Annotated in this window: 14 protein-coding genes and 1 tRNA gene; 5 read left to right on the top strand and 10 right to left on the bottom strand. The window is 48.3% G+C overall.

The window, feature by feature from the left end:
- Positions 1 to 76: 76 nt before the first annotated feature.
- Positions 77 to 2,200: an ABC transporter substrate-binding protein gene (locus D1627_RS05505; protein ID WP_119431244.1), complete on the top strand. Its 2,124-nt coding sequence runs from the start codon at positions 77 to 79 to the stop codon at positions 2,198 to 2,200.
- 7 nt (positions 2,201 to 2,207) lie between these two features.
- Here the strand turns inward: D1627_RS05505 and arsC are convergent, their stop codons facing one another.
- From arsC to D1627_RS05480, 5 genes are all read right to left on the bottom strand, one after another.
- On the bottom strand, positions 2,208 to 2,549 hold the full coding sequence (gene arsC / locus D1627_RS05500) for an arsenate reductase (glutaredoxin) (protein ID WP_119431243.1): 342 nt from the start codon (positions 2,547 to 2,549) through the stop codon (positions 2,208 to 2,210).
- Between the two features lie 264 nt (positions 2,550 to 2,813).
- Complete coding sequence (gene leuB / locus D1627_RS05495) at positions 2,814 to 3,932, bottom strand: 3-isopropylmalate dehydrogenase (RefSeq protein WP_119431242.1); 1,119 nt, start codon at positions 3,930 to 3,932, stop codon at positions 2,814 to 2,816.
- Positions 3,920 to 4,516 carry a 3-isopropylmalate dehydratase small subunit gene (gene leuD / locus D1627_RS05490; RefSeq protein ID WP_119431241.1) on the bottom strand — a complete coding sequence of 199 codons (597 nt, stop codon included), beginning with the start codon at positions 4,514 to 4,516 and terminating at the stop codon, positions 3,920 to 3,922. Before leuD ends, leuB begins: the two co-directional genes overlap by 13 nt.
- Positions 4,516 to 5,910: a 3-isopropylmalate dehydratase large subunit gene (gene leuC / locus D1627_RS05485; RefSeq protein WP_119431240.1), complete on the bottom strand. Its 1,395-nt coding sequence runs from the start codon at positions 5,908 to 5,910 to the stop codon at positions 4,516 to 4,518. Before leuC ends, leuD begins: the two co-directional genes overlap by 1 nt.
- 1 nt (position 5,911) lies before the next feature.
- Positions 5,912 to 7,078 carry a 2-isopropylmalate synthase gene (locus D1627_RS05480; protein WP_119431239.1) on the bottom strand — a complete coding sequence of 389 codons (1,167 nt, stop codon included), beginning with the start codon at positions 7,076 to 7,078 and terminating at the stop codon, positions 5,912 to 5,914.
- Between the two features lie 165 nt (positions 7,079 to 7,243).
- Here D1627_RS05480 and D1627_RS05475 point away from each other — a divergent pair, with 165 nt between their 5' ends.
- Positions 7,244 to 8,788: a hypothetical protein gene (locus D1627_RS05475; protein ID WP_119431238.1), complete on the top strand. Its 1,545-nt coding sequence runs from the start codon at positions 7,244 to 7,246 to the stop codon at positions 8,786 to 8,788.
- Positions 8,789 to 8,853: 65 nt separating this feature from the next.
- On the opposite strand, the gene ung is transcribed toward D1627_RS05475, so the two are convergent.
- On the bottom strand, positions 8,854 to 9,516 hold the full coding sequence (gene ung, locus D1627_RS05470) for a uracil-DNA glycosylase (protein WP_119431237.1): 663 nt from the start codon (positions 9,514 to 9,516) through the stop codon (positions 8,854 to 8,856).
- Between the two features lie 99 nt (positions 9,517 to 9,615).
- Between ung and apaG the strand changes: the two genes are divergently transcribed.
- Together apaG and D1627_RS05460 are read left to right on the top strand one after the other, a co-directional pair.
- Positions 9,616 to 10,002 (top strand): Co2+/Mg2+ efflux protein ApaG, encoded by a 387-nt coding sequence (gene apaG / locus D1627_RS05465; protein WP_119431236.1) that lies wholly within the window; start codon positions 9,616 to 9,618, stop codon positions 10,000 to 10,002.
- A gap of 73 nt (positions 10,003 to 10,075) precedes the next feature.
- A complete protein-coding gene (locus tag D1627_RS05460; RefSeq protein WP_233555523.1) occupies positions 10,076 to 10,861 on the top strand; it encodes an O-methyltransferase in 786 nt (261 codons plus the stop codon).
- A gap of 75 nt (positions 10,862 to 10,936) precedes the next feature.
- On the opposite strand, the gene kdsA is transcribed toward D1627_RS05460, so the two are convergent.
- Positions 10,937 to 11,746, bottom strand: a complete 810-nt coding sequence (kdsA, locus tag D1627_RS05455; protein WP_119431816.1) for a 3-deoxy-8-phosphooctulonate synthase — start codon at positions 11,744 to 11,746, stop codon at positions 10,937 to 10,939.
- Positions 11,747 to 11,843: 97 nt separating this feature from the next.
- The gene (locus D1627_RS05450; protein WP_119431235.1) at positions 11,844 to 12,440 is read right to left on the bottom strand and encodes a methyltransferase domain-containing protein; all 597 of its coding nucleotides are present in this window, start codon (positions 12,438 to 12,440) and stop codon (positions 11,844 to 11,846) included.
- Between the two features lie 116 nt (positions 12,441 to 12,556).
- Here D1627_RS05450 and D1627_RS05445 point away from each other — a divergent pair, with 116 nt between their 5' ends.
- The gene (locus D1627_RS05445; RefSeq protein WP_119431234.1) at positions 12,557 to 13,498 is read left to right on the top strand and encodes a hypothetical protein; all 942 of its coding nucleotides are present in this window, start codon (positions 12,557 to 12,559) and stop codon (positions 13,496 to 13,498) included.
- 178 nt (positions 13,499 to 13,676) lie between these two features.
- Here the strand turns inward: D1627_RS05445 and cphA are convergent, their stop codons facing one another.
- Both cphA and D1627_RS05435 read right to left on the bottom strand, forming a co-directional pair.
- Entirely contained in the window at positions 13,677 to 16,304 is a 2,628-nt protein-coding gene (cphA, locus tag D1627_RS05440) for a cyanophycin synthetase (RefSeq protein ID WP_119431233.1), read from the bottom strand.
- 327 nt (positions 16,305 to 16,631) lie between these two features.
- A tRNA-Cys gene (locus tag D1627_RS05435) sits at positions 16,632 to 16,705 on the bottom strand.
- Positions 16,706 to 16,841 lie beyond the last annotated feature (136 nt).

The following is a 16,841-nucleotide window of genomic DNA, read 5'->3' as shown; positions in this document are numbered from 1 at the left end:
ATATCTGATATATAACTATTTATACTTAAAAGGCCTGCAAAAAATGCGCTTTTGAGTCGTTTATGTGTTTCAGGGGATGTCTGGCATAGCAACAATCCATAGGGCTCTTTATTATCAGATTGCTGTACTTGTTACAGGAGCCATTCTTGTGGGTTTTATACTCTACAAGCATTTCTATGCCCATACAAGCTTAACGGGCTATTACACTATCGGCGTTATACTTAATAACATAGAGCTCAGCAAAAACGACCTTGAAGTTGTACACTTTGTAATTGATACCCATGTCAATATCATCAACCAGCAAGGCGGCATTGATGGCAGGCAGTTGCGGGTTAAATACCTCGATGATAAAGGTAGCCCCGCCGAAGCACGGAAAGTGGTAGAAGAAACCATCGGTGATAGGAACCTGATTGGCTATGTTGGTTGCTGGAGCTCCACCCGGTCCAAGGCAATTTCTGAAGTAGTTGGTCCTGCCGGCGTGCCCTTTATCGGTGGTTACTCCCTCACTCCGCTTTTTAAGGATTACCCCAATATGTTCACGTATGAGCAAAGTATAAAAGATGTAGAGGCACGCTTTGAGCTACTGCTAAAGGGAAAGTATAAGCGGCCTTCATTTATAGGTAAGGCAGGAGACCTTTACTCTTTTGCCCTGCTGGATAAAATGCGCGCGCTGGAAAAAACTGACCCGGAATTTAAAGTTGTATTGGAAAAGTGGTACCCAGCCAACTACCAATTTAAACAGGCAGACCTGGATAGCCTTAGCCATTTGTTGGCCGGTAATTCAGATTTTCTGTTATTATCATTTGAAAGCGTCATCAGTTCCACTTTGATTAAACACTTGCGGAAAACTGGTGTGAACCTACCTGTTTTCACAGGACTAGGGGATTTAGGGTTTGTTGCTTCTCAAACGGACGGTGAAATCTACGGTGAGTTATACGATCTGAGTGTGATTGGCATCCCTGGCACATTCAATTTGAGACTTCAGGAGCAAATACCAGCGTTTCAGAAAGAGGTTGTGCCAGGCGAGAAATTAGACTTGCAACTCAGTTTTGGCGCGCGCATGGCTGATGCCATTGGCCTAATGGCATCAGCAGCTCAAGACAACTCCAACGAGTCCCCGGATATCCGCACACGAATAAACCGTGGGCTCGAACGGTATATAAGTGGCAGCCGTATTTACCGGGGCTGGTTCGATGATTGGTATTTCACGCCGGAACGTTCTAAAGCAGGCGATGTGCTGCTTGCCTGGAAGCCTCCTTCGCTGTCGCGGCATATCTTAGCTCCGGAGCAATATCTGCGGATCAACGACTCGCTTAGCCAGGTACCCGTGCTGTACACACACATTGATATGGTGCAAATTAACCGTGTCAGCGATTTAGACAGAAGTTTTTATGCTACTTTCTACCTGCAATTATCTACAAACAGCGAGATAGCCATAAATCAGATAGACTTCACTAATGCTGCCCGCAGCGAGACCAGTCACGAGTATCTCCTCGATATAAAGCTACTCAGCAGGACAAGACAATCTGTGTTGCCAACTTTGTATGAGTACTTGTATAAAGTTTCAGGTAAGTTTCTGTTTGAGCCTGACCTCCGTAACTACCCCTTCGACAAACAGAAATTCTCCATTCATTTCCAGCCATCCGCCGCAGTTCAGCCTTTTCTTGTGCAGCCATCTGCCACAGCACTGAATGACTCTATCTTCGACATGAAAGGTTGGGAGTATGTAGACCAGTATGTTGGCTATGACCACGACCTTGTCTCTTTTGTGAACACATTTAAAGACCAACAGCGAACGCTGCCATTTTATAAATTCAGCTACACATACGTACTTGCCCGTGCCCGCGTAGATTTTTTCCTGAAGGTACTTACGCCCTTGCTTGTTATACTCATCGTTTCCTATTTCTCGGTATTCATCCCGCTGCACCGCTTCGAAACCATGGAGGCTATGCAGGTAACCTCTTTGTTGGCTTCTATTGCGCTGTACTTTTCTGCCTATAAACCGGTTATGGAGTATGCCACTATATCAGACAAGATTTTTATATTTACCTATGTTATGATCACCTCGCTGATAGGGACATCTATTGTGCAGTTTGTGAAACGCAAAAAGTATGATACCGAAAGCCAGATTGCCAAAGTATACCAACACTATGTATTTCCGGCAATTATTGTCGTTTTTACTTTATTGATTGTGTCGTAATATCACTTTAAAACAATTCCATGACCTTTTCCGGAGGCCTTCCGACCACAGCTTTATCCCCTTTTACAACAATAGGCCGCTCGATCAACACAGGGTGTAACACCATTGCCTGAATCCATTCTTCAGCACTTAGGCTTTTCCCTTTGTATTGCTCTTTATAAACCGCTTCGCCTTTGCGCAGTAATTCCTCCGGGCGCATGCTTAACTTGTGCAGCAAATGGCCCAGCTCATCGGCTGTTGGCGGGTTTTTAAGGTAATCAATCACCACGATTTCCTGGTTCTTGTCTTGAAGCAGTTGCAAGGCTTGGCGGCTCTTGCTGCACCGGTTGTTATGGTAAATCTGTATCATAGTATACCTTGTATTAGGTTTTTGATGATTTCGCTATCGTAAATCTCCCCCTTAAATGTACACTAAAGTATAGAGCGATAAAAGCTCATTTATTTACGTGCAGAGATGAGAGCACATATTCTGCAAAAAAAGAAAGCCGCTGAAACCCAAATCAGCGGCTTTTTCATGCAACTTTCTGTTGTCATGTTCTTTTAAAAAACTGCAATCCAAGAGAAAGCAGCTTAGTCAATCTGGAATTAAAAACTAATCAAAACTATCTTTTATCTAAATGATGGTACTTAGACCAATCTCGATATTCTTTCTATGTAACTCAACCTCAGATCCCTCCAGCACAGTGTAGGCGATGAATGTGCCTACCTGCTCGGTAGTATAAGGCGAGGTTTGGTTCAGCTCCTGCGTGAGGATGTTGCTGCTGATGGCTTTCTGCACGGCGTCGCGCACGGCTTTCGCCTCCTCTTTAAGCTCAAAGTACTCCAGCAGCATGGCCGCAGAAAGTATGGCCGCAATCGGGTTGGCAATGCCTTTGCCTTTAGCCTGTGGGTAAGAACCATGCACCGGCTCAAACAAGGCCGTATGCGCCCCAACCGAGGCTGAAGGCAGCAAGCCAATAGAGCCCCCGATCACAGAAGCCTCATCCGAAAGTATGTCGCCGAACATGTTCTCCGTAAGGATTACGTCGAACTGCCGCGGGTTAAGGATAAGCTGCATGGCCGCATTATCTACGTACAGGTAATCAACTTCTACCTTCGGGTATTCTATGGCAATCTGCTGCACCACTTCGCGCCACAGCCTGGAAGTTTCCATTACATTGGCTTTATCCACCAGTGTCAGCAAACCGTGCCGCGACTCAGCTGCTTTAAAGGCCAAATGCGCTATGCGCGTGATCTCCTCGCGGGTGTAGGTGCAGGTATCGTATGCCAGGCTGCTGTCGCGGCCTTTCTCCCCAAAGTATGAGCCGCCAGTTAGCTCGCGGTAAATGAGTATGTCTGCCCCGGAGATGCGCTCTGGTTTAAGCGGCGAGTGCTCCAACAAGGTATCATAAGCCGTAACCGGACGAATGTTAGCGTATAGGCCAAGTGCTTTGCGTAACCCGAGTAAGCCCTGCTCCGGACGTACTTTAGCAGCAGGGTCCTGGTCATACTTCGGATCACCGATGGCTCCGAGTAATACAGCATCGGCCCACTCGCAGGCAGCCAAAGTATCTTCTGGTAGCGGCTGACCTGTGCTTTCGATGGCGCATGCGCCTAGCAGTGCCGAACGGAACGTGAACGAATGGTTATACTTCTCAGCTACCGCCTGAAGCACTTTTACAGCTTCCTGGCACACTTCAGGTCCAATCCCGTCGCCGGGCAGCACCACAATCTTCTTCGCTAATACACCCATTGTCTGTTCTTTTCATAGTTTACAATAGCCTCCTTCTGGTTCACCAGAAAGTCAATATCATCATAGCCATGCAGGAGGCATTCTTTTTTATAGGCATCAATCTCAAACGAAACTGTAAGCCCAATTGCTCCCACGTGCAGTTGCTGCTCTGAGAGGTTAATGCTGATCTTAGTATCTGGCTGTGCCTGCACCTGGTTAATAAGCGCTTGAAGCACCTCTTCTGATACCTGTAGCGGCAGCAAGCCGTTATTCAATGCGTTGCCTTTAAAGATGTCGGCAAAATAGCTGCTGATCACTGCCCGGAAGCCAGCGTCATAAATAGCCCAGGCGGCGTGCTCGCGGCTGGAGCCGCAACCAAAGTTTTTGCCTGCCAGCAATATCTGGCCACTGTAGCGTGTATCGTTCAGCACGAAATCCGGTTTGGGCGTACCATCACTGGCATAGCGCCAATCACAGAACAGGTTCTTGCCAAAGCCTTCGCGCGTAGTCGCTTTCAGGAAACGGGCAGGTATGATCTGGTCCGTATCCACGTTCTCAGCGGGTAGCGGCACTGCCTGACTATTTAATATGCTAAACTTCTCCATCAGTTCACGTAGTCCATGATGTTTACAATCTTGCCCTCCACGGCTGTAATGGCAGCCACCAAGGGGCTTGCCAGCAGGGTACGTGCGCCGGGGCCTTGCCTGCCCTCAAAATTGCGGTTGGAAGTAGAGACACAATAGGCTCCAGCCGGAATCTTATCATCATTCATGGCGAGGCAGGCACTGCAGCCCGGCTCACGCAGTTCAAAACCTGCTGCTGCAAGTATGGCATCCAAACCCTCCTCACGGGCCTGCTGCTCAACCAGTTTCGAGCCCGGTACGATAATGGCCTCCACATGGCTGGCTTTCTGCTTGCCTTTCACGTACTCGGCCACCACGCGCAGGTCCTCGATGCGGGAGTTGGTGCAACTGCCAATAAAAACATAACTGATTTCATGGCCCAGCAGCGACTCGCCTGGGGCAAAGCCCATGTAGCTGAGCGACTTCAGCATGCCCTGGCTATCCACCTCCATGGTAGAAGCCGGGATTACCTCGTTCAGGGCCATGCCCATGGCAGGGTTAGTGCCATAGGTGATCATCGGGCTGATATTCTCAGCTTTAAAAGTATACTCTACATCGAAGGCTGCGCTTGCATCGGTGTGCAAGGTGCTCCAATAAGCCACGGCCTTCTGCCACTCCTCTCCTTTCGGAGCGTATTTTTTCCCTTTTAAATAAGCAAGCGTAACCTCGTCCGGGGCGATCAGGCCGCCGCGTGCGCCCATCTCGATGCTCATGTTACAAACCGTCATGCGGCCTTCCATACTTAGCGAGCGGATGGCTTTGCCGGCATACTCCACGAAATAGCCTGTTGCGCCGCCAGTGCCCAGCTGCGCGATAATGTATAGAATAACATCCTTGGCCGACACGCCTTTACGCAAATCCCCGTCCAAGTTGATGCGCATGCGCTTTGGCCTGCTTTGCAGCAGGCACTGCGATGCCATAACCTGCGCCACCTGGCTGGTGCCTATGCCAAAGGCAATAGCCCCAAATGCCCCGTGGGTTGAAGTATGGCTATCACCACACACGATCGTCATGCCGGGTTGGGTTAGCCCAAGCTCCGGCCCGATAACGTGCACAATGCCCTGGTTCTCATGGCCCAGGCCAAAAAGCTCCACGCCATACTTATGGCAGTTTTCGGTAAGCTTATCCACCTGCGACCGGGACAGCGGGTCCTGAATCGGCAGGTGCTGGTTGCGCGTAGGCACGTTATGGTCGGCGGTGGCTACTACCTGCTGCTTTCTGAAAAGCGGCAGCTTGCGGCGCTCCAACTCATCAAAGGCCTGCGGGCTGGTTACCTCATGTATCAGGTGCCGGTCAATGTAAAACACATCCTGACCGCCAGGTATAGAGCGCACCACGTGCGCATCCCAGATTTTATCAAAAAGTGTCTTAGCCATATTAACTCGCCACGCTTAATTTTTTCGCTTCAATCAACTGGTGCAGGTCCTTATCCTCCACCTCTTTCTTGACATCGGCCACCAACAGAAAGGAAGTATAGGCAATGTCAAGCATCTCCTTTTCCAGTGTATAGCCCAACTTTTGCAGGCGGTACGCCAGGGCTGCCCTGCCAGAGCGGGCCGTTAGCACAATAGAAGAGCTATCTACGCCAACCTCTTTCGGGTCGATGATCTCGTAGGTGCTGCGGTTCTTGATCACGCCATCCTGGTGAATACCGCTCGAGTGTGAAAAGGCGTTAGCGCCCACAATGGCCTTGTTTGGCTGCACCGGCATGCGCATCATATGCGATACCAGCGCCGAGGTTTCGGAGAGCAGCTCTGTGTTGATGGAAGTATGCAGGCCCAGGTATGGGTGCTGCTTCATGATCATCACTACTTCTTCGAGGGCCGTGTTTCCGGCACGCTCTCCTACCCCGTTTATCGTGCACTCTATCTGTCTCGCCCCATTAATAGCCCCCGAAATGGAATTGGCGGTTGCCAGCCCCAGGTCGTTGTGGCAATGGGTAGAAAGCCGTGCGTGCTCAATGCCTGCTACGTTTTCGTAGAGGTATTTTATCTTGGCGCCATACTCCTGCGGCAGGCAATAGCCGGTGGTATCGGGTATGTTGAGTACCGTGGCTCCTGCCTTTACCGCCGCTGAGCATACTCTGGCTAAGAATTCGTTATCGGTGCGGCCTGCATCCTCGGCGTAAAATTCCACGTCTTCCACAAAAGACTTGGCCAGCTTCACGGCCTGCACGGCGCGCTCCAGCACTTGCTCCTGTGTAGCGCGCAGTTTATACCTTACATGCGATTCTGAGGTACCAATGCCTGTGTGCAGGCGCGGGTAGCGCGCCTCGCGCAGGGCCTCGGCAGCAACTTTTATATCCTCTTCCACGGCCCGTGACAAGCCGCAAACGGTTGCCTCCTTCGTTTGGCGGGCAATGGCACACACGGCATCAAAGTCTCCAGGGCTAGAAATAGGGAAGCCTGCCTCTATTACATCCACACCCAGCAGCTCCAGTTGGCGGGCAATTACCAGCTTTTCCTCCTTGTTGAGTTTACAGCCAGGAACCTGCTCGCCATCGCGCAGTGTGGTATCGAAGATCTGAATTTTGTGTGCCGACATCCGTTTTAAATCTTTTCGGGCTACATTTACATATAAACTTGATTACAAGTAGCGGCTTTTAGTGCAGCGGCAAAAACAATTTTTTGCAGTCAATACTATTTCTAACCCGCATTTTTAATTAGATAAATTATTGAATATCAACATATTAATCAAACAATTATTACAATGTCTAATGCTTCATCAGATGCTGTATTTCAGCTTATAAAGTCGCTTGCGCGTTCTGAGAAGCGGCATTTCAGGCTGTTTGCCACCCGGCAGGGTTCTAACGGCGACATTAAGTTCCTGCAACTGTTTGATGCCCTAGACAGCCTGCCGCAGTATGATGAGGAGAAAGTGATGAAGTTGGTGCCAAGTATAAAAAAGGCACAGCTTGCCAACCTGAAGGCCAACCTGTACAAACAGTTGCTCTCGAGCCTGCGGCTTTACCACGCCAGCCAAAACACCGATATTCAATTGCACGAGCAACTGGATTATGCGCGCGTGCTATATAACAAAGGCTTGTACCAGCAAAGCCTTAAAATGCTGGAAAAGGTTAAAGTAGCGGCACAACAGGCATCTTTTCCGCATGTTATGCTGATGGCCATTAATTTTGAAAAGCAGATAGAGCAGCAGTACATTACCAGAAGCCTAGAAGGCCGTGCTGAAACCCTGACAAACGAGGCCACTGACACGGTTAAGCACCTGGAACGACTGCACCATAACTCCAGCCTGGCGCTGCGCTTGTATGGCCTGTACATAAAGTTTGGCCACGCAAGAACACCGGAAGACTGTGCCAAACTAACGGCATTTTTTAAGGCTAACGTGCCAAAGTTAAATCCGCGCGAAGCCGGTTTTGCCGAAAAACTAGCTTACTACCAGTCGCATGTATGGTACCATTACATCCTGCTGGATTTTAAGGCATGCTACCGTTACGCGCAAAAGTGGGTTGATTTGTTTGAGGAGGAGCCGCAGATGAAGCAGCAGCAAACAACCAATTACATAAAGGGGCTGCATAACCTGTTACTGGCCCTGTATGGCATGCTATACTTTAGCAAGTTTAAGGATGCCTTGAAAAAGCTCGAAGACTTCGCCGCTGACCCAAACAGGCGTAGCAACCCGAATATCGAGATGCTGCTATTCCTCTATATCTATACTAACAAGATTAACGCCTGCTATATGGAGGGCCGCTTTACCGAGGGATTAAAGATTGTGCCAGAGATCCGGCGAAACCTGCGCGTGTTTCAGCAGCAACTGGACCCTCACAGGCAACTTGTGTTTTATTACAAAATCGCGAGTTTATACTTTGGCAGCGGCGACTATGCAAGCACGATCCTTTACCTCGAGAAGATCATACATTATAAAGACATCAGCCTGCGAGAGGATATACAGTGCTTTGCCCGCATCTTGAACCTGATTGCCCATTACGAGGCCGGTAAAGACGAACTGCTAGAGTACCAGGTAAAATCGGTGTACCACTTTTTAGGCAAAATGAACGACCAGCAGCCCATGCAGGTGGCTATATTTAACTTCCTGCGCAAGCTGCCTGATATTAAACCGCTGGAGCTGAAAGCAGCTTTCGCGGCACTTAAGGAAAAACTCCTGAAAATTTCGGCAAACCCGTTGTATAAAAGGCCATTTTTATACCTTGACATCATTTCCTGGCTGGATAGCAAGATTACCAATGTGCCCGTGCAGCAGATTATGCAGCAAAAGTCTAAACAGCTGAAGTAAGGCTACAAAAAAGCCAGCTCTCTGTTTGAAGTTGAGCTGGCTTATTACTTAAAAGTATATCACATTTACCAAGCAATGGTTGTCTTGCCGTGCGTTTCCAGGTACTCGTTAGCTTTACTGAAATGCCTGCTACCGAAAAAACCACGATCAGCGGCAAACGGCGATGGATGCGCGGCCTTTAAAACCAAGTGCTTGCGCTCGTCAATAAAAGCGCCTTTTTTCTGGGCATAGGCTCCCCAAAGCATAAACACTACGTTCTCCTTTTCGTCGTTGACCTTCTTTACCACGGCATCGGTAAATTCCTCCCAGCCCTTTTTTTGGTGCGAACCTGCATCTCCGGCACGTACCGTAAGGGTGGCATTAAGGAGCAGCACGCCTTGCTTAGCCCAGCGTTCCAGGTTACCAGTTGCCGGAATATCTTTGCCCAAATCGGTTTTAATTTCTTTGAAAATATTGAGCAGCGAAGGTGGCGTGCGGACTTCGTCGCTGACAGAGAAAGCAAGGCCGTTGGCTTGCTTTGGCCCGTGGTAAGGATCCTGGCCAAGTATAACAACTTCTACGTTATTGAAAGGGCAAAACTCAAAAGCGCTAAAAATCTGGCTGCCGGGGGGGTAAACTTTCTGGGTTGTATATTCGTCCTTTACAAAAGATACCAGGTTTTTAAAATATGGCTTTTCAAATTCATCTTGCAAGACATTTTGCCAGCTTTCTTCTATCTTTACATTCATGGGTTAGTTAGGCTTTGTGGGTACGATTTAAAGAGACCTGCGCCGTATATAGCGGCAGGCGCTTCTCAAGGTTTCTAAGTATACAAAAAACTCTGGAACATGGATACAAAAACAACTGAAGGTGTAAAAGTAACGGTTACGACCAATTACCTCCCGGACTACTCTAGCCCGGTGCAGCAGCACTTTGTTTTTGCGTATAGAATAAAGATAGAAAATAACAGCGAGTTTACGGTAAAACTGCTGCGCCGCCATTGGTACATACACGATGCCACTGGTGTGGTTCGCGAAGTGGAGGGAGAAGGCGTAGTAGGGCAACAACCCGTGCTGGAGCCTGGCGAAGTACATGAGTATGTTTCGGGCTGCAACCTGAAAACCGGCATTGGCAAGATGCGCGGCACTTATTTAATGGAGCGACTCGTGGACGGCCGCCAGTTTGAAGCTAACATTCCGGAGTTTACGCTGGTGGTGCCTTACAAACTCAATTAAATATGGCTTGGGGCATTTATACTTTAGCCCAAGCCATCCTTCTGCTCTTGCTTTATCTACCCAATTTATAATTGTGTCATACATCCGTTTAGCCGCTGACTACCTGCTTTATAGGTTGCGTGCCATTAAGCTGCACGGCGTGCACTCCCCGTTCGTTTTCGATCTTTTTAACCATGTTATCCACCACACCGGCGATTACCTGGCTTACCACAACGTAGAAAGCCTGCGCGATAAACTACTGCAGGACAACCGCCAGCTTAGCCTGACAGACCTTGGCGCCGGCTCCAGAAGTATAAAAAGCAAAACGCGCAAAGTAAAGGATATTGCCGCCACATCGGCTAAGCCAGCAAAGTATGGGCAACTGCTTTTTAGGCTAGCCAATTATTTTCAGCCCCAAACCATCCTTGAGCTCGGCACCTCTTTGGGCCTTTCCACCAGCTACCTGGCAGCGGCCCGCCAAAATGCTCAGGTTTATACTTTTGAAGGATGCCCCAACATTGCGCAGGTGGCCCGGGAGAACTTTAAGCAGCTTGGCCTGACAAACATTCGCCTGGTAGAAGGAAACCTGGACGATACGCTGGCTCCTACCCTGGCAAAACTTGAGCAACTGGACTTTGCCTTCTTGGACGGTAACCACCGCTACGAGCCAACCATGCGCTACTTTGAGGCCTGCCTTACCAAATGCCACGAGGGCAGTGTGCTGGTTGTGGATGATATTTACTGGTCGTCGGGGATGAAGCGGGCCTGGGCCGAGATAAAACGGCATCCGCACGTGCGCCAAACCGTGGATCTATACTTTGTGGGCTTGGTTTTCTTCCGGCAACAACAGCCAAAAGAGCATTTTACATTAGCATTTTAGATGCTAGTACTTAGATGTAAGTAGTTAGATTTTCTCATTTCTCGCTTTCTAACATCTAAGTACTACTACTAATATCTATCTAACCGCCTGACGGATGCGGATAAGCTTCTGAAGCAGATCTTCCAGTTGATCTAGCGGCAGCATGTTCGCGCCATCAGACTTGGCTATACTTGGCTGCGGATGGGTTTCGATGAAGAGGCCGTCGGCACCAACTGCAATGGCAGCTTTCGCGATGGTTTCGATCAGGGCTGGTTTGCCGCCCGTAACACCAGAGCTTTGGTTTGGCTGCTGCAAAGAGTGCGTTACGTCCATCACCACCGGCGCACCGGTTGCCTGCATTTCGGGCAGGTTACGGAAATCCACTACCAGGTCGGAGTAGCCGAAGCTGTTCCCTCTGTCCGTTAGGATCACTTTTTCGTTGCCCGACTCGCGCACTTTGTCCACAGCATAACGCATGGAGTTACCCGACAGAAATTGCCCTTTTTTAACGTTCACTACTTTGCCTGTATTTGCAGCGGCAATCAGTAGGTCGGTTTGGCGACAAAGGAAAGCCGGAATCTGCAAAACATCCACAAACGCAGCGGCCATGGCAGCCTCATTAGACTCATGGATATCGGTTACAGTAGGCACATCAAACTCCTTTCCCACTTTCTCCAGAATACGAAGCGCTTTTTCATCGCCGATGCCCGTAAAAGAATCGATTCTGGAACGATTGGCTTTGCGGTAGGACCCTTTAAAAATCCAGGGCACCTGCAGCTTATCGGTAATCGTTTTAATGCGTTCCGCAATTTGCATCGCCATGTCTTCGCCTTCAATGGCACACGGGCCGGCCATCAGAAAGAAGTTTCCGCTATCGGTATGTTTTAATTTCGGTATCTCGAACATAGTTTCTATACTTTCATACTTTCCCTTACGGGCCAGCAAAGTTAAATATCAATTTTGAATTCAGGCTCAGTTATCTGCTCAAATAGCAAACCTATGCTTACTCCTGTGTTTTTGCCTTCAGAAGTATAAATAGTTCGCTGCCCTGGCGCGGTGGGATGGAGTTGGTTGCGGTATCCAAATGTATAAAATCAAAGTATGGCGCAAAGTATGTGCGGTACTCATCGCGGTTACCTCCGAATGGCGGCCCGGCTTTGGCGAAAGTTGTATCAAAGAGCAAACCCATTAACTTACCTTTTGGCTGCAACAGCTCATGGCATTTTTTAGCATAGGCAGGCCGCAACGATGGCTCGAGGGCGCAAAAAAACGTTTGTTCCATAATTAGGTCAAAATGCCCACTTAAACTAAAAAAATCCTGGCGCAGCAGGTGATCTTTGGGAAAACCCGGTACGCGGCCTGCTAAATTTTGCAAAGGCGCTTCAGCCACATCAGCTACATAAACATTTGTAAAACCCTGGTTAAACAGATATTCCGCCTCGTAGGCATTGCCGCATCCCGGAATCAAAATGCGCAGGTCCCTGTTTTCAAGCTGATCAAAATATTCGCGCAAGGGAGGCGTTATACTTCCAACATCCCAACCTGTCTGGTTCTGCTGGTAGCGCTGCTGCCAATATTCCGCCGTAAATTCTTGGTTCATCTATCTAGAATTATAGATTCTAATTTATATATTTGATTTTTTCGCTAACACTTGCTTAAGCGGTGTTAGTTTAATAACAGTAAGTAAAGCGAATCTAACAACAAACACAATACTCTATGTCAGCGAATACTCCTGAAAACAGAAGTAACCGGAAATTGTTAATCGGCGGTCTGCTAGTGGTGCTTATCAGCATTAATGGTATTCTGATTTACATGAACTATCAGAAAAAGCAGAAGACTGAGGAGCAGGCCGAGATCATTAACGTTAAAAACAGCGAGCTTGAAAACCAGATTAAAGTCTACGAGGCCCTAAAAGCTGATTTTGAGCGCCAAAGCCAGGAGTTACAATCTATGGGCTTGGAAAACGACTCACTGGAATCTAAAATCGCTGCTATCTCTGCTGACCTGAACGAACTGCGCGGCTTCAGAAACAGAAGCTACAGCCTTGCCGACCAGCGTCGCTTCCGCGACAGAGCCTCTGCCTTTGAGCAACAGCTTAAAGAGAAAGACTCACAAATTGCCAGCCTGAAACAGGATAATGAGGTGCTGTTTACTGAGAACACTGACCTTAAAACCACACAAACGCGCCTGGCCGACAGCCTCACAACCATGAAATCTAACAATGAGGTGCTGAACGAGAAAGTTCGCGTAGCCTCTCGCCTGGAAGCGCAGGGTTTAAGCGTTAACATTATAAACCAGCGCGGCAAGGAAAAAGACGATAACGATAACGAGTTCCGTGCGAAGCGCGTCGATAAGATTCGCGTGGATTTTAAGTTGGCTAAAAACGATGTGGCTAAAAAAGAGCCTAAAACAGTTTATATGCGCCTTATTGAGCCTGATGGGGCGGCACTTTATAACCTTTCTACAGGTTCCGGTTCATTCCAGATAAATGGAGAGAGCATGTACTTCACAGCCAAACGCGATTTTGTGTTTGATAACACGCAGCAGCCACTTAGCTTCACTTATGATAAAAACGCTGAGTATAAAAAGGGCCAGCACACCATTGAGCTTTACGCAGACGGTTTCCTGATTGGTAAAACCACCTTCGTTCTGAAATAAATTTCACTTTTAGCCGAGTGTGAGGCTTCCGGGCATGTGTCCGGAAGCCTCTTTTATTTTCGGACGGCTTGCAAACCTATAGACCCATTTTTTAAAGTATAAAAAAAGCCCTTACCTGGGGCAAGGGCATTAGTCCATCGTTCACATGTATTTACTCTAACGTAATAGTTAGAAAATATTATTCTACAAAGACCTTTCGGTCCTGAATTACTTTAAAACTCTCCACCATCTTCACTGACTCGTGCACGTCTTCGGTAAAAATTGCCACGAATGAACCCGGCTCGGCATGTTCCAGGGCAAATGCAATGGCACGCATCTCCTCCGGTATCTGCCTGACCGTGACGTGCGGTGCAGCATCCTCTATACCTTGCAATACTGGCCCCATAATCTCCTCGGCTGTTCTGCCGCGCAGGTCAGAATCCAGCCTTACGATCACCTCATCAAAAATTTGCCCGGCTACTTGCCCAATCTCATAAAAGTCCTCTAGCCTTCTATCACCCACGGCGGCGATAATACCCACTTTTTTAGTGACTTCCAGTGCATCCATGTATTGCCCTATGGCTTTTAGGCCACCAACATTATGTGCATAGTCTACAAGCACCTCAAAATTAGGAAACTTGAACAGGTTCATGCGGCCCGGCGTTTTGCTCGGTGATGGTATAAATGTACGCAGTGAGGTTTTGATATCCTCCACTTCAAAATGCGAGATATAACCAGCCAAGGTGGCGGCAAGTATGTTCTCGATGTTAAACTTGGCCTTTCCACCAAAGGTTAGCGGCACATCGGCCACGCGGTCTATTCTTATCTTATAGCTGTTTTTAAAGATGGAGATATAGCCGTTTTCATACACAGCTGCCAAGCCGCCTTTGGCAATGTGCTTAAGTATGCGCGGGTTGTTCTCGTCCATACTAAAGAAGGCTACTTTACACTCCACCTCCTTGGCCATGGCATACACTAGATCGTCGTCAGCGTTGAGCACGGCAAAGCCATCTTTGTTCACGCTTTTCGGAATAACTGCTTTTACTTTGGCGAGGTCTTCCAGTGTATGAATATCGCGTAGGCCCAGGTGGTCGGAGCTCACGTTGGTTACAATGCCAATATCGCATTGCTCAAAGCCAAGCCCTGACCGCAGAAGGCCGCCCCTGGCGCACTCCAGCACGGCGAAGTTCACGGTTGGGTCTTTAAGTACGAATTCGGCGCTGTAAGATCCCGTTGTATCGCCTTTCTCCAGCATTTTGTCTTGTATGTAAATGCCTTCTGTAGTAGTGTAACCTACTTGATAACCTTTGCGCTTCACCATGTGGGCAATTAAGCGTGTGGTGGTGGTTTTACCGTTAGTGCCCGTTACGGCAATAATTGGCACGCGGGCTGGCTTGCCATGCGGGAAAAGCATATCAACCACTGGTTCCGCCACATTGCGCGGCAAGCCAAAGGTTGGTGAAATATGCATCCGGAAACCTGGAGCAGCATTTACTTCTAGAACGGCGCCACGGCCTTCGTTTAGCGGAATGGCTATATCCGTCGTCATTACATCAATGCCACACACATCCAAACCGATCAGCCCGGCAATACGCTCTGCCATCAGGATGTTATAAGGGTCAACAAGGTCAGTTACATCGGTAGCTGTGCCACCTGTGCTAATGTTGGCTGTGCTCTTAAGGTACAGCGGCATCCCGGCTGGCAGCACAGACTGGCTTGTAAGGTTCATGCTTTTAAGGATGCTGCGCGTATGCTTGTCGATTTTAATTCTGGTTAGCACCTTTTCGTGGCCAATACCACGGCGCGGATCCTTGTTTTCTTTGTCTATCAGCTGTTTTATAGTTGATGTTCCATCACCCGTCACCATAGCTGGCGTTCGTTTAGCGGCTGCTACAAACTTCCCGTTAATGACCAGCATCCGGAAATCAAAACCCTCAATAAACTGCTCCACCATAACCCGCTGCGAAAATTTACGTGCTTCGGTGAAGGCCCGCTGGGCATCTTTTAGGTTAGAGATATTTATGGTTGCGCCTTTGCCATGGTTGCCGTCCAGCGGTTTCACCACCAGAGGGTAGCCAAGCCAGTTTATAGCGCGCTTCAGCTCTTCCTGCGAGCTAACCGTGGTTCCCTTTGGTACCGGAATGCCAGCTTCATCAAGTATTGCTTTGGTGGCATCCTTGTCTCCCGCAATTTCAACGGCAAAGCAAGCGGTTTTGCACGTCATGGTAGCTTGTATGCGCTTTTGATGCACGCCATACCCAAGTTGGATGAGTGAGTGCCGGTTCAGCCGGATGTAAGGTATGCCCCTACTAACCGCCTCAGACACGATGGAGTATGTGCTTGGCCCAAAATATTCATCTTCTCTGATTTCGTGAAGGCGGTGGATATCGTCGCTAAGTTTATACTTCTCAGCATTGATGAGTGCGTTTGTGATGCGTACGGCAGCATAAGCCGCGTATTCTCCGGCACGCTCCTCCTGGTATGAGAATACAACCATCATGTGCCCTTCTTCGTGGGCAGGATAACAACGCCCATAGCCGCTTTCCATCCCTGCCATGGTTTGCAGTTCCAGGCCGATATGCTGTACTACATGTCCAAAGGTGGTTCCTTCCTCCACAGCCTTAAAAAATCCGCCTTCAACCCCTTCTGCAGCGCGGTGGCTTTGCATCCCCGGAAACATTTTCTGTAATCTGGCCAAGAAATGAGGGGCTTCGTTGGTTAATTTCTGGCTTTGGCCTTCCAGTGCTAATTTTAGTACAACAAGCTTAGGGTGCTTTACCGACCAGTAATTTGGTCCGCGCATGATGCGCAAATCTATAATATTCATGGGTTTGTATTCGATGCGTAGGCGATGCTTTTTAACTTCTGACGCTATGATCTATCACTTTATTAAAATCTCATACCTGAGACGCAGTGACCTTTTAGGTTATGGTGCAATTATGATCAACAGATTACGATAAAGCCTAGGATACGTTTCGTTCTTTAAAGGCATTTACTATGGCCTAAGTTGAGTTCTAAGAACTAGACTTGGTTAATGGTGAGTACGGATTCCTGTACCAAAAGATTATGACTAGACCAGAAAAGAAGCAGAAATTGGTTGGGGCTACCACAGCCATTGAAAACAAAAAACCCGCTAAGCATACTTAGCGGGTTTTGGAGGTAACGAGCGGATTCGAACCGCTGTAGCAGCTTTTGCAGAGCTGAGCCTAGCCACTCGGCCACGTTACCGTGTTGTTCGATTGGAGTGCAAATATACGTACAGAAACATACTTGTCAAACTTAAATCACCTATTTTTCGCTTTAAAGGAGTCTGTTTAGCTTAACTAACTGACCTGCATTGCCTTAATTTTGACTGAAAGTATAG

This window comes from Pontibacter oryzae (genome assembly GCF_003576375.1).
In the GTDB taxonomy this organism is placed as follows: Bacteria; Bacteroidota; Bacteroidia; order Cytophagales; family Hymenobacteraceae; genus Pontibacter; species Pontibacter oryzae.
Note: the sequence above shows the minus strand (reverse complement) of the source record. Positions and strands in the feature narration are given on the sequence as shown.